General features: G+C 38.2%; 19 protein-coding genes. 12 read left to right on the top strand and 7 right to left on the bottom strand.

Features of this window, described 5'->3' with window-relative positions:
• Positions 1-3 precede the first annotated feature (3 nt).
• The gene (locus OXPF_RS01375) at positions 4-1071 is read right to left on the bottom strand and encodes an XdhC family protein (protein WP_054873421.1); all 1068 of its coding nucleotides are present in this window, start codon (positions 1069-1071) and stop codon (positions 4-6) included.
• Positions 1072-1324: 253 nt separating this feature from the next.
• Here OXPF_RS01375 and OXPF_RS01370 point away from each other — a divergent pair, with 253 nt between their 5' ends.
• The 8 genes from OXPF_RS01370 (at position 1325) to OXPF_RS01335 (ending at position 12165) form a co-directional block, all read left to right on the top strand.
• Entirely contained in the window at positions 1325-1990 is a 666-nt protein-coding gene (locus tag OXPF_RS01370) for a YdhW family putative oxidoreductase system protein (protein ID WP_054873420.1), read from the top strand.
• A 405-nt stretch (positions 1991-2395) separates the two neighbouring features.
• Entirely contained in the window at positions 2396-3067 is a 672-nt protein-coding gene (locus tag OXPF_RS01365; RefSeq protein WP_054873419.1) for a ferredoxin-like protein, read from the top strand.
• A gap of 80 nt (positions 3068-3147) precedes the next feature.
• Positions 3148-5253, top strand: coding sequence for an aldehyde ferredoxin oxidoreductase (locus OXPF_RS01360; RefSeq protein ID WP_054873418.1), 2106 nt, complete (start codon positions 3148-3150; stop codon positions 5251-5253).
• 158 nt (positions 5254-5411) lie between these two features.
• A complete protein-coding gene (locus tag OXPF_RS01355; RefSeq protein WP_054873417.1) occupies positions 5412-6506 on the top strand; it encodes an NADH-quinone oxidoreductase subunit I in 1095 nt (364 codons plus the stop codon).
• Between the two features lie 56 nt (positions 6507-6562).
• Positions 6563-7585 (top strand): molybdopterin-binding protein, encoded by a 1023-nt coding sequence (locus tag OXPF_RS01350; protein WP_054873416.1) that lies wholly within the window; start codon positions 6563-6565, stop codon positions 7583-7585.
• A gap of 45 nt (positions 7586-7630) precedes the next feature.
• Entirely contained in the window at positions 7631-7849 is a 219-nt protein-coding gene (locus OXPF_RS01345) for a twin-arginine translocase TatA/TatE family subunit (protein ID WP_054873415.1), read from the top strand.
• Positions 7850-7861: 12 nt separating this feature from the next.
• The gene (tatC, locus tag OXPF_RS01340; RefSeq protein WP_242854291.1) at positions 7862-8614 is read left to right on the top strand and encodes a twin-arginine translocase subunit TatC; all 753 of its coding nucleotides are present in this window, start codon (positions 7862-7864) and stop codon (positions 8612-8614) included.
• 203 nt (positions 8615-8817) lie between these two features.
• A complete protein-coding gene (locus OXPF_RS01335; protein ID WP_054873413.1) occupies positions 8818-12165 on the top strand; it encodes a UvrD-helicase domain-containing protein in 3348 nt (1115 codons plus the stop codon).
• A 151-nt stretch (positions 12166-12316) separates the two neighbouring features.
• Here the strand turns inward: OXPF_RS01335 and OXPF_RS01330 are convergent, their stop codons facing one another.
• The 4 genes from OXPF_RS01330 to modA form a co-directional block, all read right to left on the bottom strand.
• Positions 12317-12835 (bottom strand): helix-turn-helix domain-containing protein, encoded by a 519-nt coding sequence (locus OXPF_RS01330; protein WP_054873412.1) that lies wholly within the window; start codon positions 12833-12835, stop codon positions 12317-12319.
• Between the two features lie 61 nt (positions 12836-12896).
• A complete protein-coding gene (locus OXPF_RS01325; RefSeq protein ID WP_054873411.1) occupies positions 12897-13964 on the bottom strand; it encodes a sulfate/molybdate ABC transporter ATP-binding protein in 1068 nt (355 codons plus the stop codon).
• A 1-nt stretch (position 13965) separates the two neighbouring features.
• Positions 13966-14646, bottom strand: a complete 681-nt coding sequence (gene modB / locus OXPF_RS01320; protein WP_054873410.1) for a molybdate ABC transporter permease subunit — start codon at positions 14644-14646, stop codon at positions 13966-13968.
• A 28-nt stretch (positions 14647-14674) separates the two neighbouring features.
• Entirely contained in the window at positions 14675-15511 is an 837-nt protein-coding gene (modA, locus tag OXPF_RS01315; protein WP_054873409.1) for a molybdate ABC transporter substrate-binding protein, read from the bottom strand.
• Between the two features lie 466 nt (positions 15512-15977).
• On the opposite strand from modA, the gene OXPF_RS01310 reads away from it, so the two are divergent.
• Positions 15978-16934 (top strand): substrate-binding domain-containing protein, encoded by a 957-nt coding sequence (locus OXPF_RS01310; RefSeq protein WP_054873408.1) that lies wholly within the window; start codon positions 15978-15980, stop codon positions 16932-16934.
• Between the two features lie 206 nt (positions 16935-17140).
• Complete coding sequence (locus OXPF_RS01305; protein WP_054873407.1) at positions 17141-18250, top strand: ABC transporter ATP-binding protein; 1110 nt, start codon at positions 17141-17143, stop codon at positions 18248-18250.
• Positions 18251-18252: 2 nt separating this feature from the next.
• Here the strand turns inward: OXPF_RS01305 and OXPF_RS01300 are convergent, their stop codons facing one another.
• Together OXPF_RS01300 and OXPF_RS01295 are read right to left on the bottom strand one after the other, a co-directional pair.
• Positions 18253-19569 (bottom strand): sensor histidine kinase, encoded by a 1317-nt coding sequence (locus OXPF_RS01300; RefSeq protein WP_054873406.1) that lies wholly within the window; start codon positions 19567-19569, stop codon positions 18253-18255.
• Positions 19562-20248: a response regulator transcription factor gene (locus OXPF_RS01295; RefSeq protein WP_054873405.1), complete on the bottom strand. Its 687-nt coding sequence runs from the start codon at positions 20246-20248 to the stop codon at positions 19562-19564. Before OXPF_RS01295 ends, OXPF_RS01300 begins: the two co-directional genes overlap by 8 nt.
• A 236-nt stretch (positions 20249-20484) precedes the next feature.
• Between OXPF_RS01295 and OXPF_RS01290 the strand changes: the two genes are divergently transcribed.
• Positions 20485-21354: a carbohydrate ABC transporter permease gene (locus tag OXPF_RS01290; protein ID WP_054873404.1), complete on the top strand. Its 870-nt coding sequence runs from the start codon at positions 20485-20487 to the stop codon at positions 21352-21354.
• Positions 21355-21380: 26 nt separating this feature from the next.
• Positions 21381-22262, top strand: a complete 882-nt coding sequence (locus OXPF_RS01285) for a carbohydrate ABC transporter permease (RefSeq protein ID WP_054873403.1) — start codon at positions 21381-21383, stop codon at positions 22260-22262.

Here is a 22262-nt window from a genome sequence, read left to right as displayed (position 1 = left end):
TCTTTAAAAAGCTTCTATTAAAACATCCATTACACCGCCGCAAACCATGCCTTCATCTTCGGCTACTTCGCCGGTCATATCCACAAATTCTATTGAATAACCCTTGTTGGCGATAATATCACGGGATAGCACCAATATATTGGCTTCGCTGCAGCCGCCGCCTATGCTTCCCAAAGAACGGCCGTCAGCAAAAAGTATCATTTTAGCTCCTGCCTTCCGAGGCACAGAGCCTTTGGAAGAAATTATGGTTATAAGGGCTCTCGGCATAGAAGACTCTTCTGATATCTCCCTGATTACATCTGTATCAAATTCCGGCCAATTAAACTTTTCTTTATTTTTAAGATTTGTTCCAATGGCTCTTCTATAACTTATTACTTGTGCTATTATTGAAATTGCAATTTCTTCAGGAGTAACAGCACCTATGCTTAGGCCTATGGGTGAATTGACTTTATCCAATACTTCTCTTGAATATCCTTCGGTTTCCAATTGCTGCATCATTTCTCTTACCCTGCGTTTTGAACCGATCATGCCAACATATGCCGGCGAATAATTTAATGTTTTACGCAGGCAAATTCCGTCGTGCCTGTGCCCTCTGGTTACAATTACAACAAAGTCTGTCTGCCTTAATCTAAGCTTATCAAATACTCTCTCAAAGCTCTCGCATATGACATCTTCAGCTTCGGGGAATCTTGCAGTATTGGCAAAAGTAGGCCTATCATCAGATACAACAACGGAAAACCCTACTTTTGTGCCAAACTCAACAAGTGGTTTTGCAATATGTCCTCCCCCCAAGATTACCAGTCTAGGTCTTGGGAAGAATGGTTCAATCAATATGGTTTGTTTGTTATCTGAATAAGTTATTGGACTGCCTGTTAAAAAAGCTTTTAAAATATCGCTTTTAATATCTTCGGAAAACATATGCAAATTATCTTCAAGGTCTTGTCTTGATATAAGTAGCTTGTCTAAAATTGCACCTCTTTTTTCTATCTTTGGTTCAAGATAAGTCAGTATCACACATTCATTTCCGTCTTTCAATTTATATAATAGATTTTTATAAATGCTCTCAAACATATTTGACCCCGCCTATCTGATATTTAGGATAAAACATATAATAAATTGATAATTGACAGTTAAATATCAATCAACGATTAAATTATATCATATTTCAGGATTTATACAATAAATAAAGCCCACATTACCTTTATATTTAAGAAAAATGTTGACCGATTAATATGGCATGTGATATATTTAACTTGGATTCAATGGGACTGAAATTTATTTTGGTGTTTTCTATACATCATTAAAAGAGTAGGAGGGGGTAAAAATGAGCATTGAATTTGATTCAAATAATAATTTAAGTAGCGAAACGAATAATCAAACTGAAGATAAAATAGATGAACAGCTTGAAGAAGTACAAGCTGAAGTAGCTGAAAGTGAAGATACGGAAGAAGTTGAAAAAGATAAGATTACCCTCATTGGCGAATTCATAAGAGACAGATCAGAAGAATGCAAAATAACAAGTGCAGAAGACTTGTTGGATGAACCCTTCTCTTTAGAGGTTGATGAGGTGTTTTCCACTATAGATGAGCTTAAGCTTCGGGAAGAATTCAAGGATATATACACTATAAAAGGTGCACAAGCCATATATCTGTTTTCCGATAAATTCATCGTCATTAACTACGCAAAGATGATGGTTTTGGTAGAGGAAAAAGACATGTTCAAATTGATTGCCGATACCGTAAGATTCGATTCAAAGACATATCCCAGGCCTACCAATCCCAGAGTATTTCTAAAAAGCCCCTTTAATCTTTCCAAGGAAATAGTTGATGATATTTTAGTTAAGATAAAGGCAAAGCCTGAGTATGCGGATATTAAAGAATCCAGAGCTTCAAACAATGTGATTTATCTTTTTTCAGAGAATTATATGTCCCAGGCTTATGCGGATTCATTGACGGAATGGCTGGAGGTTGGACTGAGTGAAAATCCATAAATTTAAAAGTAGATTGTATTCAATTGCTTTTAGATTTTTTTATCTCCATTTAAGTTAGTTATTTAACGAACTATAAAACATTTTTATAAAATCAATAATTAAATATAAATTTACTTCTCATTTTTGCTTAAATTGATTTATACAACTTGAATTATATCTGAGTATTTCATCAATTATGTATAGATAAGTTTAACTTTTCACTAACTTTTAAAGTAATCTAGTGCCTTTATATGTAAATTCTTTATTGAATATTTATTTTGCATGTAATTTTATATTCGAATATGTAAATTCTTTATTGAACCTTTTGAAAGGGGGTTGAATAAACACTGGAGATAGACATTATAAAAGAGCAATACTAAAGTAAAAAATCCTCACAGCAAATTTATTTTAGAAGGGAGAGCCATCATGTTAGAAAAGGAAATTCAAGGTTTTATTGAAAAGTTAAGAACCAGAAGAGAATTTTTAAAGATCAGCGGAAAGGGTATAACCACTATGGCTGTTACAGCCTCCGTCCTCAATTTATTGGGATGCGGAAAGTCCGGCGAAGGTTCCGATACTCCTGCTACCGTAACTGTAACTCCAAAAGGAATACTTATAGCTCAAAGGAACAGATGCGTTGGATGTCAAAAATGTGAAATGGTTTGCTCCATTAAGAATAATGGAAAGGCAAGCTCTTATATTTCAAGGATAAAAGTTGCAAGAAACTACAATTATGGTTTAACAATGGCTGCTGACTACGCCACCGGCGAAGGTGATTACGGTAATTTCTTAATGACTCAGGATGCATGCAGACAGTGCAAAGATCCTCAATGCATGGCACAGTGTCCTGCAAAGGCTATAGCTTACAGCGAAACTACAGGTACATGGACAGTCGACACAGAAAAATGCATAGGCTGCCGTACCTGTGAACATGCATGTCCATGGAACATGCCTACAGTAGATCCTGAAACTGAAAAATCCGGAAAATGCATTTTATGCGGTACATGTGCAGAACATTGTCCTACAGGAGCATTACAGATGATGCCTTGGAAAGAAGTGACAGTAAGGCTTGAGAAAAAAGGATACAAGCTTTCCTAAGGGCTATAAATAGAAACTAATTCTGGTAATGTGAATGATTAAATTAATAATTAGATTGATTATAGATAGGAGGAAAAACAATGGCTAAAATTACCGGATGGACTGGTAAATTATTGAGAGTAAATTTAAGCACTGGAAGTATTTCAACCCAGGACTCTATGAAATATAAAGATTTTATAGGGGGCTCAGGCTTTGGTCACAAGATTTTATTTGATGAAGTTCCGGCAGGAACAAAGGCTTTGGACGAAGCAAATAAACTGATTATAGCTGTAGGACCCTTTACAGGAACCGGTGTACCAAGCAGCGGAAGAACAAATATAGTTTCACTATCACCTACAAATCCTTATCATGCAGCCACAGACAGCCACATGGGAGGAAATTTTGGGCCCTGGATGAAATTTGCGGGATATGATGCCATAGTAATAGAAGGAGCATCAAAGTCTCCTGTTTGGCTCCGTATAGAAGATGACAAGGTCACTATAGAAGATGCTTCAGGGCTTTGGGGCAAGGGAACCCGTGATACATCAGCAGAAATAGCTAAAATAATGGGAAAAGAAGCTTGTGTTGCATCCATTGGACAAGCAGGTGAGAATTTAATTAATTTATCATCAATAGTTAATTCAAACAGCCATTCTGCCGGCGGACACGGTGCCGTACTAGGTTCTAAAAAGCTTAAAGCTATCGGAATCAAAGGTACAAAGGCAGTTCCAATAGCTGACGGTAAAGCAGAAGATTGGCTAAAACTTAATGATTATTTCATGAAAGAAATCGTAGGCGCCAACAACCAGCATGTCGTTCCAAGTACACCACAGCCCTGGGCTGAATATAGTGATCCCGGATCACGTTGGACTGGTCAAAAAGATTTGTTCTGGGGAGCTGCGGAGCCTCCGGTGGAAACAGGGGAGTGCCCTCCCGGAAATACAAACTGGGTAGGTCTTCGTACTCAAAAAGGTTTCTTTGATTTAGGACCTGTAGCTGAGGAGAGAACAATAAGAATGGATGGATGTCATTCCTGCCCAATCCGCTGCCATTCCGATATGTTGGTTCCTGAGCTTGAAAAATACGGCTTGTCAGGCTATGCTACAAGTACGTGCATCAACTACTCGTCACCTCTTAGCATAATGATTAAGGGTACTGCAGACGGAGACTCAAAGGGCATGGACGCATTCATAACTAAATGCTTGGGTTCAAGGCTGGCAGACGATTATGGTATCTGGAGCAATTATGCTCAATTAGGAAGAGACTTTAAATATGTCTATGAGCACGGTATTTTAAAAGAAAAACTTCCGAAAGAAGAATATGACAGCATTCCGTGGGATCTGTTGGAAAAAGGTGATCCTGCCTTCCTTTTGGAATTCTATAAGAGAATAGCATTAAAGCAGGGTGAATTCTATCATGTGGCTGACGGCCCATACTGGCTGGATAAAGCATGGAACTTAGGTAAAGATTATTGGGCATACAAGGGTAACAACATCTGGTCAAAAATGGCATTCCCAAAACATCACAGTAATGAAGCAGGTTCTCATGTCGGAACCCTCATTCAGATATTTAAGAACAGGGATGCAAACTCACATACCCATATGAACTTCATAGGCGCAGGTCTTCCCATAGAAGTCCTGAAAGAAGTTGCCGGCGAAGTTTGGGGTTCACCTGACGCCTTGGATAAACCTAATGATTATACACCGATGAATATATACAAAGCAAAATTTGCAAAATGGTCAATGGACAGAAACTATCTTCATGACTCAATTACAGTATGCAACTATACATGGCCTATGACTGTTTCCCCTTCAAAATCAAGAAACTACAGAGGAGATACAGCGATTGAAGCCAAATTCTTCTCACTTGCTACGGGGATAGAAACTACTGAGGCAGAACTTGACCTTGCAGGTGAAAGAATAACCACTCTTGCAAGATGTGAAACTATAAAGAGGATGGGGACTGTAAACTTACGCAAAGAACATGATGTCATTCCTGATTGGGTATTCGATGCAGATCCTGATAAGAAAGCTTATACTCCGGGAACTGTAAAGCTAGATAGGAAAGACATGGAAACAGCTATTACAATGCTTTACAAAGAATATGGCTGGGACGAAAAGACTGGGGCACCCACAAGAGCTACTCTTGAGAGATTAGGAATGAAGGATGTAGCTGATCAGTTGGAATCACTCAAATTGCTCCCATAATTATTATTTTAAATGTGTTTGATGTAGGAGGGCTAAAGGCTTTTAAGCCCTAACCCTTCTATATATAAACACAGCAAAGGAAATTAATCATATTTAATCAAATAATATAGCTTTCGAAACCATATAAGTTTTATAATTGTATTGAGGGGGAGATTATTATGATAATGGACTTTTTAATTGAAAAATTCTTGGAAGAAAGTTACCCCGAGATACAAAAGGAGAGATGCATTCATATAAACAAGTCATTAAATAGCTGCAGTAAATGCTTAAATGTATGCTCGGAAAAGGCCGTAAAGCTCACTCAAGATAATGTCAGCTTTGATGAGAAGCTATGCAATAAATGCGGTGTCTGCAAAGCTGCTTGCCCAACACAAGCGATACTGTTGAAAGGGTTAGGTGAGGAGAATATTTTACGTACCATCAGGGAAAAGGAAAATATAGTATTTTATTGTTCCAAGTCAAATATTCCAGGCACATTGAAAATAAGCTGTTTAAATGCAATGCATCCGGAACTGCTGGCCGCTCTGTTTATTTTATGCAAAGACAAAGTCTTTAATTTTATAATCAGCGATTGTAAAAACTGCAAAGTCAACTGTAATAAAGAGTTACTGATTTTATCCTCCCTCAATAAAGCAGCTGGGTTTGTAAAATTGATGGGCCTAAAACCCAAATATAAAATGATTGCCAATGAGAATGAATTAAAAGAATTACCTGAAACAATTGTATCGAGAAGAGAATTGTTTTCCTTTATAGGAAAAGAATCCAGCAATGTGGCTATACAAGCCGTAGATATTATCGTCAGTGATAAACACGATTTTTTATCCATAAGAAAAGTTCTATTAAAAGCTTTGGAAAATGAAAAAGATACGATAGCACAAGCAGCTTGTGATGATGCCGTGCTCTTTGGCTCTTTTGATGTGGACGGCAGCTGTGTTGGCTGCGGAAAATGCCAAGCTTCATGTCCTGAAGGAGCCTGGAAAATTATCGAAGAAGAAAATAAACTTAAGATTTATCATAATGCCGGCAAGTGTTACAGCTGCGGTATTTGTGAAGCAATTTGCCCTGCGAAATCAATAAGTGCCGGAAAGGTACCAATGAATGATATAAGCATTTATAGTTTGAAAAAAGAAATGAATTTGTCTGCTTGCATTTCGTGTAATAAGGAATTTGTTCCACGCAATGAGGATGAAAAACAGTGTTCCGTCTGCAAGAAAAAAGCAGCATTAAGAGAAAAAATTGCTGCTATGCAGTAAGTTAATTTTGAGGCCTATGGTAAATATAAATAAAACTATTTGACTGAGGTGAAAATATGAAGGTTGTCGAAACGGAAAAGGCTGTTGGAATGGTCCTAGGGCACGATATTACCGAGATAGTCCCGGGAGAATTTAAGGGAGCAGCTTTTAAAAAAGGGCATGTTATTAAACAAGAGGATATTGAAAGGCTGTTAAGGATTGGCAAGGAGCATTTATATATATTTGAATTAAAGGAAGATGAACTCCACGAAGATGAGGCTGCAGTAGCTTTGGGCAATCTCATTTGCGGAAAGGGAGTATATTTTACGGGAACAAAAGAAGGGAAAGTTAATATAGTAGCTGAACAAAAAGGTTTGCTAAAGGTAAACAGAGATTTGCTGGATGACATAAACGATATAGAGGATATCTGTATTGCCACCATTCAAGGGGATAGAATAATCGATGAAGAGGTATTGATAGGCGGATGCAGAGTTATTCCCCTGGTTATAAAAAAGGAAAAAATACAGGCTGTGGAGCAAATTCTAAAGAATAAAGGACCGGTATTTGAAGTCAAGCCTTTTAGAACTCTTAGAACAGCTTTAATTGTAACAGGCAGCGAAGTATATAAAGGAAGGATAGAAGATAAGTTCGGGCCTGTTATAGAGAAAAAACTTGCTCAGTTTGGAAATGAAGTATCTTTAAGAACCATATTGCCGGATGACTTGGAAGCAATTAAAAGTGCGGTTCTGGATTTCAAGAGCAAGGGTGCTGAACTTATAATAGTTACCGGAGGTATGTCTGTAGATCCCGACGATAAGACGCCGGGAGCCATTAAATCGACGGGGGCTAATATAGTTTCATACGGTACTCCCATTTTGCCGGGTGCTATGCTGCTTTTCGCATATCTTGATGATGTACCTGTTTTTGGACTTCCGGGATGCGTCATGTTTAATGCTACTACTGCTTTTGATCTTTTACTGCCCAGGGTTATGGCAGGTGAGAAGGTTATAAGGCGTGAAATCACAAGATTGGGATATGGCGGACAATGCTTAAACTGTAAGGTATGTCTTTTCCCTAACTGTCATTTCGGTAAGTGCTAATAAATTTTATATTAAAAATAAACAAATTATAAGGAGGCTATTACTATGTTTGGAAGATTAGGTGCTGGAGAATTAATATTGATACTTGCGATTGCTCTTGTTATATTTGGACCGGCTAAATTGCCGCAGATAGGTCAATCTTTAGGTAAAGCCATAAATGAATTCAAGAGCAGCGCTAACAAGGTTACAAAAGACTTGGAAGTGGATGTTGATACCAACAAAACTTCTGAAGTTGTTAAAGAAAGTGAAACCAGTAAAAACTAGGGGTTGAAAAGAGTGAATGATAAAAAGCTCACATTGGTTGGACATTTGGCTGAACTAAGAAAAAGGTTTGTCGTAATTGCCATTGCCATAATTGCATTAAGCTCTTTAAGCTATTATTATATTGAGTTCTTTGTAAATGAGCTACTGAAGATAGGCAGTCAACTGGAGTTTATATACTTATCTCCCCCGGAGCTTTTTATGGCCTATATAAAATTATCTATTGTTATAGGTATTACTCTCTCTATGCCTGTGATACTCATGCAGGTGTGGCTGTTTGTAAAGCCCGGATTGACAGGAAGGGAGAAACGATATGTGTTGCTTTCAATTCTGGGAGGTTTTGTATTCTTTGCTCTGGGTGTGACATTTGCTTATAAGGCAGTGCTTCCTGTGACTATAAAATTTTTTATGAACATCACAATAGATTCTATAAAGCCGATGATTTCCTTTGAGAATTATATAGGTTTTATAGGCTCCATACTGTTGGCCTTTGGGGCGGTATTCGAAATGCCAATATTGTCTGTGGCTTTGACTAAATTTGGCATAATAAATGATGCAATGCTTAAGAAAAACAGAAAAATCGTAATTCTCGCCATATTTATTGTGGCAGCTATAATAACACCGCCGGATGTTATTTCACAGCTTTTATTATCCGGGCCTATGCTTTTATTATTTGAAGCTAGTATCGTACTATCCCGAATAGTCGGTAAAGAAAGAAGAGCGTTGAAAAACAACATAGAAGATACTAAATTAAAAAGCTTAGTTTAACTAAGCTTTTTTACTATTTCGTTAGCTTAAGCTTTTCATCATTTTATAGCATAGTAAGCATAAAACCCAGGCAGTATTTTCTTTTTATGATATAATGAATTCCAAAAGAATTCATTCGATATGAAAATTATGCAATAATTTTCATGATATAATATACGCAGTATGTTTAAATATAAAATTTTTAAAAAAACGGGTGCATTATTATGTTTATTGCTGATTTTCATATACATTCAAAATATTCAAGAGCTACGAGCAAGGACTGCGTGCCTGAAATACTTGAATTCTGGGCACGGCGAAAGGGAATAGACGTCATCGGTACGGGTGATTTCACTCATCCGGCCTGGCGGGAGGAATTAAAGGAGAAGTTTGTACCCACAGGAGATGGGCTTTATGTCCTGAAAGATCAATTCCGTAAAGATGATAAAATTGCAGGGCCGGGCTTTAAACCTCAGTTTATTGTTTCTGGTGAAATTAGTTCCATATACAAAAAGAACGGAAGGGTAAGAAAGGTTCACAATGTTGTGCTCCTGCCAAGCTTAGAACATGCTGAATTAATATCTCACAAGCTTGAAGCCATAGGAAATTTGCACTCTGACGGCAGGCCTATATTGGGCCTTGACAGCCGGGATTTGCTTGAGATAGTACTTGATATATGCCAGGATGCCATATTCATACCTGCACATATATGGACTCCCCACTTTTCTCTATATGGTGCATATTCAGGCTTTGATGACATTACAGAGTGCTTTGAAGACCTCACCGGATATATATATGCGCTGGAAACAGGCCTTTCCTCAGACCCTCCAATGAATTGGCGCCTTTCTTCCCTGGATAACTTCACCATGGTTTCCAATTCTGATGCCCATTCTCCTAAAAACCTGGCAAGAGAGGCAAGTATTTTTGATACCGATATGTCTTATCAGTGTATGTTAAAGGCACTAAAAAACCGCAGTACAAAAGAATTTTACGGTACAATAGAGTTTTTTCCGGAGGAAGGCAAATACCACTATGACGGGCATAGGGCATGCAATGTATGCTGCAAACCTTCGGATACAAAAGCAGCGGGAGGTATATGCCCCGTATGCGGCGGCAGAATTACAGTGGGAGTGCTTCACAGGGTTGAAGCCCTTGCAGACAGGGAAGAAGGGTTTGTACCGGCGGGAGCAAAGCATTTTGAAAGCATTGTGCCTCTTTATGAGGTTATAGCATCCTCCATAGGTTACACTGTTACCAGCGCTAAGGTGAAGAACCAGTATGATGACATGATTAAGAGTCTTGGAACGGAGCTTTATATACTTCGTGAGGCGCCTCTAAAAGATATTGAATCAGCGTCAGGAGTGTGCATAGCTGAAGGGATACGAAGGTTAAGAGCCGGCAAGGTCGAAGTGCAACCCGGATTTGACGGGGAATACGGAAAGATTAAAATAATAGATAAAAGTGAAATAGACATGCTTTCAGGCCAGTTATGCTTTATTGAGGATATAAATACATATATTAAAAAGGCGCCGTTACCGAAATCAATTGAAGACATAAAGATTTTAGACAGTGAAGGGGAAGTTGCGACCGCTTTGGATGATACCTTTCCTCCAGAGGATGGTGAAGATGAGGTAGAAATTGTTTCACCGGATATTCTTTATGGATTAAATGAAGAACAGTGGAAAGCTGTCTCATCCTCTGAACCTGCAATTGCCGTAATCGCAGGACCAGGGACCGGAAAGACAAAAACACTTGTATCCCGTATTTCATATCTTGTTGAAAAATGCGGTGTACTCCCGTCACAGATAACTGCCGTTACTTTTACCAACAAAGCTGCAAAAGAGATGCGCCTTCGCTTAGAGAAGCAGTTTGAAAGCAAAAGGATAGCAGGCGCGATGACAATAGGCACATTCCACTCCATATGCCTTCAAGTTTTATCCAGAGAGCGGGGCAGGAATAGCATAAATATTATAGATGAATATAATGCCCTTTCAATAATTGAAGAAATAATAAAGGACATGAAATTGAAGATTTCTCCCCGGGAGGCCTTAAGAGAAATATCGCTCCTTAAGAACGGCACATCTGGGGAGGGAGACAATAAAAAATCAGATATTGATGCCTTATACGACTTGTACCGCTCTCAGCTTAAGGGTTATGGCGTAATGGATTATGATGATATACTCCTTGAAGTGCTTCAGGAATTTGAAAATAGAAATACGGAAGATATATTAGACAAGGGGCTTGAGAGTTCTTTTTCATATCTGCTGGTAGATGAGTTTCAAGATATTAACGAAATACAATACCGCTTGATAAAAGAGTGGGGCAGAAAATGTAAGAACATATTCATTATAGGCGACCCCGACCAGTCGATTTACGGTTTCAGAGGCTCGGATTTCCGCTATTTTGAAAGGTTTAAAAATGATTTTCCTGATATCCGGCAGGTCCGGTTGACTAAGAATTACCGATCGACCCCGGAGATAGTGGCTTCAGCGAAATCGGTAATTGCAAAGAAAGCAGAAGGGGCCGATGACCGCTCTCTTGATGCAAAAAGAGAAAGCGGCAGTAAAATACGACTTATAGAAGCACGGGACGGATTTTCGGAAGCGCTGTTTATTACAAAGGAAATAAACCGCATTATTGGCGGCATAGATATGATTGATGCACATGCGATATTGGCGCATCACGGGAAAAGAAATGCTGAAAAACATATAAAAGGATTTTCGGATATTGCTGTACTATACCGTACCAACCGGCAGGCAGAAATTCTGGAGCAGTGCTTTATAAAAGAGGGTATACAATATGTGGTTGTCGGGCGGGACGAGTTTCTTTCGGAAAAACCAGTCCGTGAGGCCATTACTTTTTTCAAATTTTTGCTTAACCCCGAAGATATGGCTTCATTATTACTATACCTTAAAGCAGAAAACATATATTCAGAAGACTTTAACCGAAAGCTTATGGAAGATTACGCTTTGAGCGAAAAAAGCATAGCATCTCTTATAAGGGTCATGGAAGGGGTTCAGCTGCCGCTGTATAAACAGGGTCAGCCTGTAAATTTTATAGAAATGCTGAAAAAATATCAATCTGTCATCAGCAAAGAAAAGCCATATAAGATAATAGAATCCTGGATTAGTGACAACAGCCTGTCAGGTGTAAAGTCCATGGAAATGCTTTTAAATACAGCCATTATGCATAGTGAAATGTCTTCTTTTATTCAAAATCTTGTGCTGGGCCGTGAAAGTGATATTGTCCGAAGCGGCAGCAAGGTTTATTCTCAGGATGCGGTTTCGCTGATGACTATCCACGGGTCAAAAGGCCTTGAATTTCCAATAGTGTTCATAACCGGTGTAAACGACGGTATGATTCCCTTAAGAAACATCAGCCATGGCTTTGATACTGAAGAAGAGAGACGACTTTTCTATGTGGCTATGACAAGAGCACGGGATGAGCTTATACTTTTGACGTCCAGCAAGCCATCTCCCTTTATTGCCGATATATCTGAAGAACAGCTTATACGGGAGAATGCTTTTGAACAAAAACAAGTATTGGAATATAAGCAGGTCAGTCTTTTTGACTGATTCCCGCTATTCTTTAACTGAATTTAATATTGTCCGATTATTCAGATATACATTTAAAACCGCCATATACGAAGCCGTATATGGCGGTTTTAAATGTAATAAAATAATTATTCCTGCTGTTTAATTTATATAAAAATTTATATTTTATAAATTAGTTCGCTATTTTTTCAGATTGTTTAATAAATATACCAGAGTCTGTACACAGGGATTTTGATTTTGAAAATTTAATGCTCAGCCTGCCTAAAGCATATACCATACCGCTATGACTGTACTTTATACCAAAATTATTTTTTATCCATTCCATTACAAGAAGGGAATTCCAATTCTTTTTATGAGGAAAACCGGCTTCTTTTGGGGTTTTTGTGGTAAGCAGTTCAATAATTTGTCTTTCCTGATCTTTAGTAAGCATTCGTGGTGCACCGGGAATAGGAGCCGGAACTAAATTTTCAAGGCCGCCTCTTTTATATTTGCGAATATAAGTACCAACTGTATGGGGGCAAAGCCCCAATGTTATAGCTATGTCAATATTCTGATGACCATGTAAATGACTTAGTATTACAAGGTATCTGATGCGCATACGTTTACTTTTATCCTGATGTAATTTTTCTCTTATAAGGTCTATTTCATCGTCAGTATTATAAATCAAAGCAAAAAGCGGTAATCTATACACAAAATTGCCCTCCTTAAAATTAAGCTGGGTTAATTTTAAATGTGCAAAATAAAATATAATATTATTTATCAAGAATTATAAGTTTTAAAGGATCAACATATATATTCCATGGCAGAGCTCTTTCTTTAATATTTATCCATTCTTCCCTGGAGATCTCCCATTGAAGCTGATAATCATCCCTGTCAGAAGGTTCTTTGTTAAGAGATAAATATATATTGGTTTTAAAGGGTGCTTCACTTATATAGCTGGGCCAGCAGCTAAATATGTTTTCCTCGTCATTTTCGCATGCTAATCTTATATAATGGGACTGTATGCCCACATATTTTATATTTTGAGTAAGCAAGCTGTCAGTTTTAATGGTTATTCCCCAATCATGGGCATTTACCTCATAGGGAGATGAAAAGCCTGCTGAAGAAATATTTTTACATCCTGTCAATTGTGCAGATATAAAGGTTGGAGGAGTTTGGAACAATTCTTCTTTTCCGCCTTTTGCTTCTACACTCCCGTTGGTCAAAATAACGAGATTTTTACATATCCTGTAGGCTTCCTCCATGTTATGCGTCACAAAAAGGGTGACACCGTGATAATCATTTAATGTGTCCATTAATTGTTTGACCATATGGTTTCTTAAATGGTCATCCAAAGCCGAAAAGGGCTCATCTAAGAGCAGTGCTTCCGGCTCGATGGCAAGCGCGCGCGCTAAGGCTACTCTTTGCTGCTGTCCGCCGGATAATTGAAAGGGATATCTTTTTTCCAATCCTTGAAGCCTTATCATTTCTATATTTTTACCAATTGTTTCGTTGCGTTTTGTCTTGTCCAGATTTTCCAGTGCAAATCCTATATTTTCTTCCACTGTCATATTAGGAAACAGTGCATAATTTTGAAACAAAATTCCTATCTTACGTTTTCTGCTGGGTATGTTTATTCCTTTTTCAGAATCAAACAAAACGCGGCCATTTAATATAATTTTGCCGCTGTCGGGCTTTTCCAAGCCTGCTATACATCTTAAGGTCATGCTTTTTCCTGAACCGGAAGCTCCAAGCAAGCCTAAGGCGGCTGAACCTGATTCAAATTTGACATCCAGAGTAAAGCCCGGGAGTTTTTTTCTTATGTCCACATACAAATCCATGCTATTTCCTCCCCATGTTAGTTAACATTCTTCTCTGGTATTCTGTCCAATAATTCATAAGTGTCATGACAACAAGAGAGATTAAGAAAATCAAAATTACCCATAAATATGCCTTTTCCATTTGGCCGCCTTCTGCGGCAAAGAAAATTGCCATAGGTATGGTTTGAGTCTTACGAGGGACATTACCTGCAATCATAAGTGTGGCGCCAAATTCCCCTAAGGATCTTGCAAAGGAAAGCACGGCACCGGCTGCTATGCCGGGCCATGCTATAGGAACAGTTACCCTCCAGAATATTTTCCACTCGGATACACCAAGAGTTCTTGCCGCATAAATCAAATTTCTGTCTACTTGCTCAAATGCTCCCCGGGCTGTTTTATACATCAGAGGGAATGCCACAACTGAAGCCGCAATAACAGTAGCTGACCAAGAGAAAATAATCTGGATGCCTAAAGAATAAAGGAAGTTTCCAACGGGACCATTTCTTCCGAAAAAAACCAGAAGGCAAAATCCCATTACTGTAGGCGGAAGCACCATTGGCAATGTAAGTATACCGTCAATAACGCCTTTTAATTTACCCCTATATCCTGCCACAAACCATGCTGCGGCAATTCCGAGAAAGAAAGTTATTATAGTCGCAGTAACTGCGGTTTTTATAGAAATCCATAGAGGTGAAAAGTCCATTTTTATGCTCACTCCAAACAATTGCTTATTATTTTACCATAAATGCAAATCCGTATTTTTCGAATATTGGTTTAGCTTTTTCACTGTACAGGAAATTAACAAAATCTGTGGCAGCGTCAACGTTTTTACTTGCCTTAATAACAGCAGCCGGATAATAAACAGGGACATGAGATCCTTCGGGAGCATGGGCAACGATTTTTACTTTGTCAGATATTTTAGCATCCGTCTCATATACCATTCCTGCATCGGCATTGGAAGTTTCCACCCAAGTCAATACTTCTCTTACGTCTTTGCCGTACACAACCTTGGACTTGATTGAGTCTAAAAGATTAAGATTTTTTAATATTTCTTCGGAATACTGGCCTACAGGAACACTTGTTGGTTCACCCAAGCCTATTTGCTTAACAGCTTCTGAAGTTAAGTCCTTGAAACCGGTAACACTTGTGGAATTTTTCGGAACTATGAGAACCACTTTGTTTTCCAAAAAATCCTTACGTGTCTCGTCTATTAACAATCCTTTGTTTTTTAGAGCATCCATCTGCTTGACTGCTGCAGATAAGAATACATCAACCTCGGCACCGTTTTCAATTTGCTGCTGCAATGAACCGGAAGAAGCAAAAATATAATCAATAGTGACATTTGGATTCTCATTTATGTAAGCAGCTTTTATTTCTTCCATGGCATCTGTCAAGCTTGCAGCCGCTGATACTGTCAAATTAACAGGTTCTGCAGCCTGTGTAGGTTCAGGCGTTACAGTAGGGATAGGTGTTGCTGCATGCTGATTACCTGATTGGCCGCAGGCAACCATTAACACCAAAAGAGCGATAGTTACAAGCGATAACACTATCTTTTTTAAGTTTTTCATGATGTTCCTCCTAAAATTTAAATTTTAATACTATGTCACGACTAAAACTACATATAACATGATAATAATTAATTATATACGTTTGTTTTTGTCATGTTATATCTTGTTTTATTATAAATGTTTGAGAAATAAAAATCAACATGCAGCAAACAATCTTTTAGTTTTTTTATTTATTTGCCATAATTAAGTTAAAAAGATATAATACAATTATAATGTGTAGTATATTGTATTGTTATATTATGCATTGTTGTATTAGTTTTTGTATCTTTACAGTAAGTATGATATAAACTGAAATTTTATTTAGTACAAACTGAGTATAATTTAAAATATGATAAATTGTTAACTATTTAGTTTAATAGGATTTTCTAAAATTACGAGGATTTAAGCTGAGGACATTGCCTTGACTTTCTGAAAGTTTTCCTTTTAAAGAAAGAAGGAGTGTCCCGAACATATAAGGAGGAACATTATGGATGAGAATTCTGCTTTAACCCCACAAGAAGTAGCAGATATATTGAAAATTGCGAAGAACACTGTTTATGAGCTAATTAAGCGAGGAGAACTAAATGCCTACAGGGTAGGTAAAAAGGTAAGAGTAGATGTAAAAGATGTAGAGGAATATAAGAACAGGACAAAAAGTATAAAAAGCGACAGCCATCTGGGTAATTTTAATGAACGAAGTGGAGCCGGTTCATTAATAACTGAAGAATTTATAAGGAGCGGAGGTTTTGTAATATGCGGACAGGATGTTATGTTAGATATTTTATCACGTTATCTTCAAATGCATCCTCACGGTATCCAGGCCTTGCGAGCTTATGTGGGAAGCTATAACGGACTTTATGAATTGTATCAGGGAAATGTTCAAATAGCCACAGCTCACCTGTGGGATGGTGATACAGGGGAGTATAATGTACCGTACGTAAAAAGAATGATTCCAGGGGTTCCGGCAGTAATAATACATCTTGCCGGCCGCCTTCAGGGTTTCTACGTTACAAAGGGCAATCCTAAAGGGATAAAAGGCTGGGAAGATTTAAAAAGAAATGATATAACCATAATTAACCGTGAAAAAGGAAGCGGGACAAGAGTTTTGTTGGATGAGCATTTAAGAAAGCTTGGAATTTCAGGGCGAAATATTAAAGGATATGACCGTGAAAGCACATCCCATCTTGCCATTGCCAGTACCGTTGCCCGGGGAGGTGCAGATATAGGTATTGGCAACGAAAAGTCGGGACTGCAGGTAAAAGGCATTGATTTTATACCTCTGCAGACGGAAAGATATGACATGATAATAAAAAAAGAGGATATTGAAAAGGCCCCTTTTAAAACAGTACTTGAAATAATCCGTTCCAGAGAATTCAAAACAGAGCTTGAAGGAATAGGCGGATATGATTTAAAAGATTTAGGTAAATTAGTCGCAGAGACATAAAATACAGTTATAGCGCCGACAATAGCCTGGCATAAATATAAATACATAAGTTTTAGACTTTATTTTGTCTTTTATCAATTTAATATCATAAATACTATTTTTAATTATGCACCTGCTTTAGCAGGTGTATTTTTATTTAAAGGAAATTTAAAGATTCTGCTGTTAACATTAATGCAGAAAATGTATTTATGAAAGGAAGGGGCATTATGGCAAATTTATCCCTGAAGCATATTTATAAAACATATGCAGGTAATGTTACCGCAGTAAAGGATTTCAATCTTGAAATAGAGGATAAGGAATTTATCATACTGGTAGGTCCGTCCGGATGCGGAAAGACCACTACCCTTAGAATGATTGCAGGTCTTGAGGAAATAACTTCAGGAGAACTTTTAATAGGTGACAGGCTGGTTAATGATGTAGCACCCAAAGACAGGGATATAGCCATGGTCTTTCAGAACTATGCACTGTACCCTCATATGTCCGTTTATGACAATATGTCATTTGGCCTGAAATTGAGGAAGATATCAAAAGCAGAAATAGACAGGAGGGTAAAAGATGCCGCAAAGATATTGGATATTGAGCATTTGATGGACAGAAAACCAAAGGCATTATCAGGCGGCCAGAGACAGAGGGTCGCCATTGGCCGTGCCATAGTAAGAGAGCCTAAGGTATTTTTAATGGATGAGCCTCTTTCAAATCTTGACGCAAAATTGAGAGTTCAGATGAGGACTGAAATTTCAAAGCTTCATAAAAGGCTGGCCACAACCTTCGTATATGTTACCCATGATCAGACAGAGGCCATGACTATGGGTACAAGGATAGTCGTTATGAAAGACGGATTGGTGCAGCAGGTTGGCAGCCCCCAGTTTATATATAATTATCCGGTTAATATTTTTGTTGCCGGGTTTATAGGCAGTCCCCAGATGAACTTTATTGAGTCAAGAGCCATGGAAAAAGTCGGAAGGGTATTTATAGAATTCAAGGGGTTCATACTTCCACTGTCCCATGACAGGGCCCAGGTTGTTAAGGAAAAAGGTTATGTGGGAAAGGATATAGTGATAGGAATAAGGCCTGAGGACCTTTATGATGATGAAATATTCCTGAACGGGCATCCGGAATGTATAATTAATGCCGGGGTTGATGTAACGGAACTTATAGGCTCTGAGACATATCTGTACCTCAATATATCCGGTGTGGAGCTGACTGCCAGGGTGGGTGCACAGTCCAAAGCAAAGCCCGGAGATGTCATAAGCTTAAGTTTTGATATGTCAATGGTCCATATATTTGATAAGGAAACAGGACAGAACATATTCTAATACTATTTAATATTTTTGGGAAGCATAACGTTAAATGTTGTGCCCTTCCCTAATGCACTGTTGACACTAATTGTACCATGATGCTCTTTTACTATCCAGCATGCAATTGAAAGCCCGAGGCCGGTGCCTCCATTTTCGCTATTCCTTGCTTTATCAACCCGGTAGAAGCGCTCGAATATTTTATCAAGGTGTTCTTTATCTATACCTTCTCCGGTATCTGAAACAGTTATTTCTATGTTGTCCCTGTTATTTTTGAGTCCAAGGGATATGCTGCCTCCTGAAGGTGTATATTTAACTGCATTGTCTATTAAAATAACTGCCAGCTGCTTTAACCTTAATTCATCACCAAAAAAAGTCACATTTGGCTCAATTGAAAAGTCCATCTTTATATTCTTTTCATGGGCAACAGGCACAAAAGGGGCTGCAGCTTCTTCAATTGATGAACTTAATAAAAGGTTTTCCATTTCCAAAAGCTTTTGACCTGAATCAGCCCTGGCAAGAAGCAGCAAATCGCCGGTCAGTTTAGTCATATGATTGCTTTCCCAATATATATTTTCCAGCCATTTATATTGGCTTTCAACGGTATCATACTTATTTTCCATTACAAGCTCCAGATTAGCCTGAATGACTGAGAGAGGTGTCCTGAGCTCGTGGGAGGCATCGGCAGTGAAGTTTTTCTGTTTTTCCCAGGCTTCTTTAATGGGTTTTACAGCTTTGCCTGCCATGAACAGGCTCCCTATGAATACCAGGCAAAGGCCGACCAGTGCCACTATAACAAGATTAAATCGCAGCGAACTCAACAGGCTGGTCTCATAATCAACATTGATAAATATTATGGATAGGCTGTTGTCTGCCTTTTTTAAAACCTCGGTAAGATAAGTATATCCTGTACTGGATTGTATTGTACTGAGCTTCATTATAATAATTGTTTGGCTGGTTTCAGGAAGATCGGTAATACTAAAAAATTTAAGCAGATTCTTGTTATTACCGTTCTGCATCATTGCTTTGCCAACAAGTTCATGAATATATTCGTCTGTTAAGGGCAGGATAAGCTGGCTGCTATTGAGACCGGTTATCTCTCCTGAATTTGATATATCGGCGATAAAAAAGTCCTGGTTTCCAAGGAGCCTCAAAAATTTAGGGTCTTGAAGATCCCCCCCGTTTACAATGTTGTAAGTCAACATGTTTAAGAGCTGGTTTGATTGGCCGGTTATAGATCTGTACATTGTAATATAAACACCTGTAAAGACAATTATAAAGATTAAAACAACTACGGCTACATTTGCCAGTGTGAGCTTTAACTTAAGCCTATCAAACATTACTTTTCTCCTCCAGGCTGTAGCCTATTCCCCGTATTGTGGCAATACGGATAGTTGCAGCACCGTCATCCAATTTTTTTCTCAGATAATGAACATATATTTCAACATTATTAAAATTCGCATCTATATCAAATCCCCACACCCTGTCAAGTATTTGCTCTTTGGTAATAACCCGCCCTTTATTTTTCATTAAGAGCTCTAGAAGCTGGCATTCTTTTAGCGTAAGCTTTATAGATATCTTTTCTCCGATTGAAGCTTCGCAGTGAGAGGGATCAAGGGTTACATTCCCTATGTGCAGGCTTTTGTCCATCAATATCTCTCCCTGTCTTCTTGAAAGAGCCCTCACCCTTGCCAGAAGCTCTTCGGTGGAAAAAGGCTTCACCAAATAGTCATCGGCTCCTGCATCCAGGCCTTCCACCCTGTTTTCTATGGTATCTCTGGCAGTCAGAAAAAGTACAGGAGTTTTAATTCCCCGGGATCTGATATTCCTCAATATATCTATGCCTTCTTTTTTAGGCAGCATCCTGTCCAATATTATAAGATCGTAAATTTCCGTACACGCCATATCTTCTCCATCTTCGCCGTCATAGGCTGCGTCAACCAAGTATTTATGTTTCTTCAATATGTATACCAGGGCATCTGAGAGCCGCTTTTCGTCTTCTACCAGTAATAGTCTCACAATATCACCTCAAAAATAATGTTACAATACAATTCTTTAAATTTCTTTAGAATTTTATGTATGGCAAAAATTTTGCTTATTTTAAAGGAAATCTAAAGCTTCCGTTGATAGCATGTAGGTGAGTGCTAAGTTAACTTGATGTGATAGCTTAGTAAACTTAAACTCACCGGATTCACGACTTGGGAAAAGTCTGAAATAGAAAAGGCGTATACCTTAACATTGTCAAGGAGGCTGCAATGAAGAAAATATTTAAAATAAATGGGAATAAACTTGCATGGTTTTTTCTGGCTCCCAGCATAATAGGTTTTTCAGTTTTTTATGCTGTCCCATTCTTAGGAGGGCTTTATTATTCACTTGTAAGCAGCCCTATTAACGGAGAATTTGTGGGTTTGCAGAATTATTTTAATTTAATTAAAAACCCCAGTTTTATAAAGGCAGTAATAAATACCGCTATGTTTTCCTTTATAAGTGTGCCATTGAATATGATATTGTCTCTTTGTCTTGCGCTTCTTATAAATGCAAATACATACGGCAGAAACATTTTCCGTACCCTGTTTATAACGCCCCTTGTAGTACCTGTGGCTTCAGTGGTTTTGGTGTGGCAGTCCTTGTTTGACATTAACGGGGTCTTAAATGGGCTGATAACGTCCCTTGGTCAGCACCCTGTGGACTGGATGAAGACAGAATGGGCAAGAGCTGCTGTTATCATAGTTTACCTGTGGAAAAACATAGGGTACAGCATGGTACTTTTTCTCTCCGGGCTTAAAAATATACCAGTTGAATATTATGAATCCGCAAAAATTGATGGTGCTAATTCCTGGAAGCAGTTTACCAATATTACTATGGTTTATCTTACACCTACGGCCTTTTTCGTATTCATTATGTCAATAATAAACTCATTTAAGGTTTTCAGGGAGACTTACCTTATATCGGGAGACCACCCTCACAGCAGTATTTATATGCTGCAGCATTATATGAATAATATGTTTGCCAGCCTTGATTACCAGAAGCTGACTTCCGCAGCTTTTGTAATGGCTGTTTTCATAGTGCTTATTGTTTTTATACTCTTTGTTATTGAAAGAAAGATAAACAGGATGGTTAGTTAAAATTAGATTGCGAGAGGAGAAATGCCATGAAAAGAAGGCTTAAAGGAATAGTTGTTACCGTAATACTGTCGGTAACTGCAATAATTTTTATATTTCCCCTGATACTTACGGTTTCAAATTCATTCATGAGTGAGGCGGAAATTTCAAATAATTACAGCATGATAGGCTCAACAAACAGCTCCGGTACCTCAAATGACGGTTCAACCGATAATTACGCAAAGTTAAAACTCATACCGGATGTAGTGGAAATCGGGCAATATTATGAAGTGCTTATAAAGAAGTCACAGTTTCTGTTGATGTTCTGGAATTCAGTTATAATTGTTGTCCCTATAGTGGCAGGTCAAACTATTATTTCCAGCATGGCGGCTTACGCCTTTGCCAAGCTTAAATTCAAAGGTAAAAACCAGTTGTTTTTTATATACATTATTGTAATGCTGATGCCTTTTCAGGTAACCCTGGTTCCTAATTATCTCGTAGCGGATAAGTTTGGCCTTGTTAACAATTATCTCTCAATTATATTTCCCGGTATATTTAACACTTTCGGAGTATTTCTCCTTAAGCAGTATATGGAGCAGATCCCCGATTCTTATATTGAAGCCGCAAAAATGGATGGAGCAGGGCAGTTTCAGATATTTTTCAAAGTTATACTGCCTATGTGCAGAAACGGGATAGCAGCCATGTTTATTTTAGGTTTTATCGACAACTGGAATATGGTGGAGCAGCCGCTGATATTTCTTCAGGATGTCCAAAAACAGCCTCTCTCCGTTTATCTTTCAAAAATAATCGGCGGAGAAAGAGGGCTTGCTTTTGCCGCTTCCAGTATTTATATGCTGCCAGTGCTCCTCATGTTTCTATATGGTGAGAATTATTTAATAGAAGGAATACAACATTCAGGAATCAAGGAATAG

The organism is Oxobacter pfennigii, from assembly GCF_001317355.1.
Lineage (GTDB): Bacteria > Bacillota > Clostridia > Clostridiales > Oxobacteraceae > Oxobacter > Oxobacter pfennigii.
The sequence above is the reverse complement of the archived record's forward strand: the minus strand, read 5'-3'. Positions and strand labels throughout refer to the sequence as shown.

Coding starts and splice junctions, on each gene's coding strand:
- OXPF_RS01285 (WP_054873403.1), top strand. CDS start 21,381: ATGAAAAGAAGGCTTAAAGGAATAGTTGTTACCGTAATACTGTCGGTA.
- OXPF_RS01310 (WP_054873408.1), top strand. CDS start 15,978: ATGGATGAGAATTCTGCTTTAACCCCACAAGAAGTAGCAGATATATTG.
- OXPF_RS01360 (WP_054873418.1), top strand. CDS start 3,148: ATGGCTAAAATTACCGGATGGACTGGTAAATTATTGAGAGTAAATTTA.
- OXPF_RS01345 (WP_054873415.1), top strand. CDS start 7,631: ATGTTTGGAAGATTAGGTGCTGGAGAATTAATATTGATACTTGCGATT.
- OXPF_RS01355 (WP_054873417.1), top strand. CDS start 5,412: ATGATAATGGACTTTTTAATTGAAAAATTCTTGGAAGAAAGTTACCCC.
- OXPF_RS01375 (WP_054873421.1), bottom strand. CDS start 1,071: ATGTTTGAGAGCATTTATAAAAATCTATTATATAAATTGAAAGACGGA.
- modB (WP_054873410.1), bottom strand. CDS start 14,646: ATGGACTTTTCACCTCTATGGATTTCTATAAAAACCGCAGTTACTGCG.
- OXPF_RS01290 (WP_054873404.1), top strand. CDS start 20,485: ATGAAGAAAATATTTAAAATAAATGGGAATAAACTTGCATGGTTTTTT.
- OXPF_RS01370 (WP_054873420.1), top strand. CDS start 1,325: ATGAGCATTGAATTTGATTCAAATAATAATTTAAGTAGCGAAACGAAT.
- OXPF_RS01325 (WP_054873411.1), bottom strand. CDS start 13,964: ATGGATTTGTATGTGGACATAAGAAAAAAACTCCCGGGCTTTACTCTG.
- OXPF_RS01305 (WP_054873407.1), top strand. CDS start 17,141: ATGGCAAATTTATCCCTGAAGCATATTTATAAAACATATGCAGGTAAT.
- OXPF_RS01300 (WP_054873406.1), bottom strand. CDS start 19,569: ATGTTTGATAGGCTTAAGTTAAAGCTCACACTGGCAAATGTAGCCGTA.
- OXPF_RS01365 (WP_054873419.1), top strand. CDS start 2,396: ATGTTAGAAAAGGAAATTCAAGGTTTTATTGAAAAGTTAAGAACCAGA.
- OXPF_RS01335 (WP_054873413.1), top strand. CDS start 8,818: ATGTTTATTGCTGATTTTCATATACATTCAAAATATTCAAGAGCTACG.
- OXPF_RS01350 (WP_054873416.1), top strand. CDS start 6,563: ATGAAGGTTGTCGAAACGGAAAAGGCTGTTGGAATGGTCCTAGGGCAC.
- modA (WP_054873409.1), bottom strand. CDS start 15,511: ATGAAAAACTTAAAAAAGATAGTGTTATCGCTTGTAACTATCGCTCTT.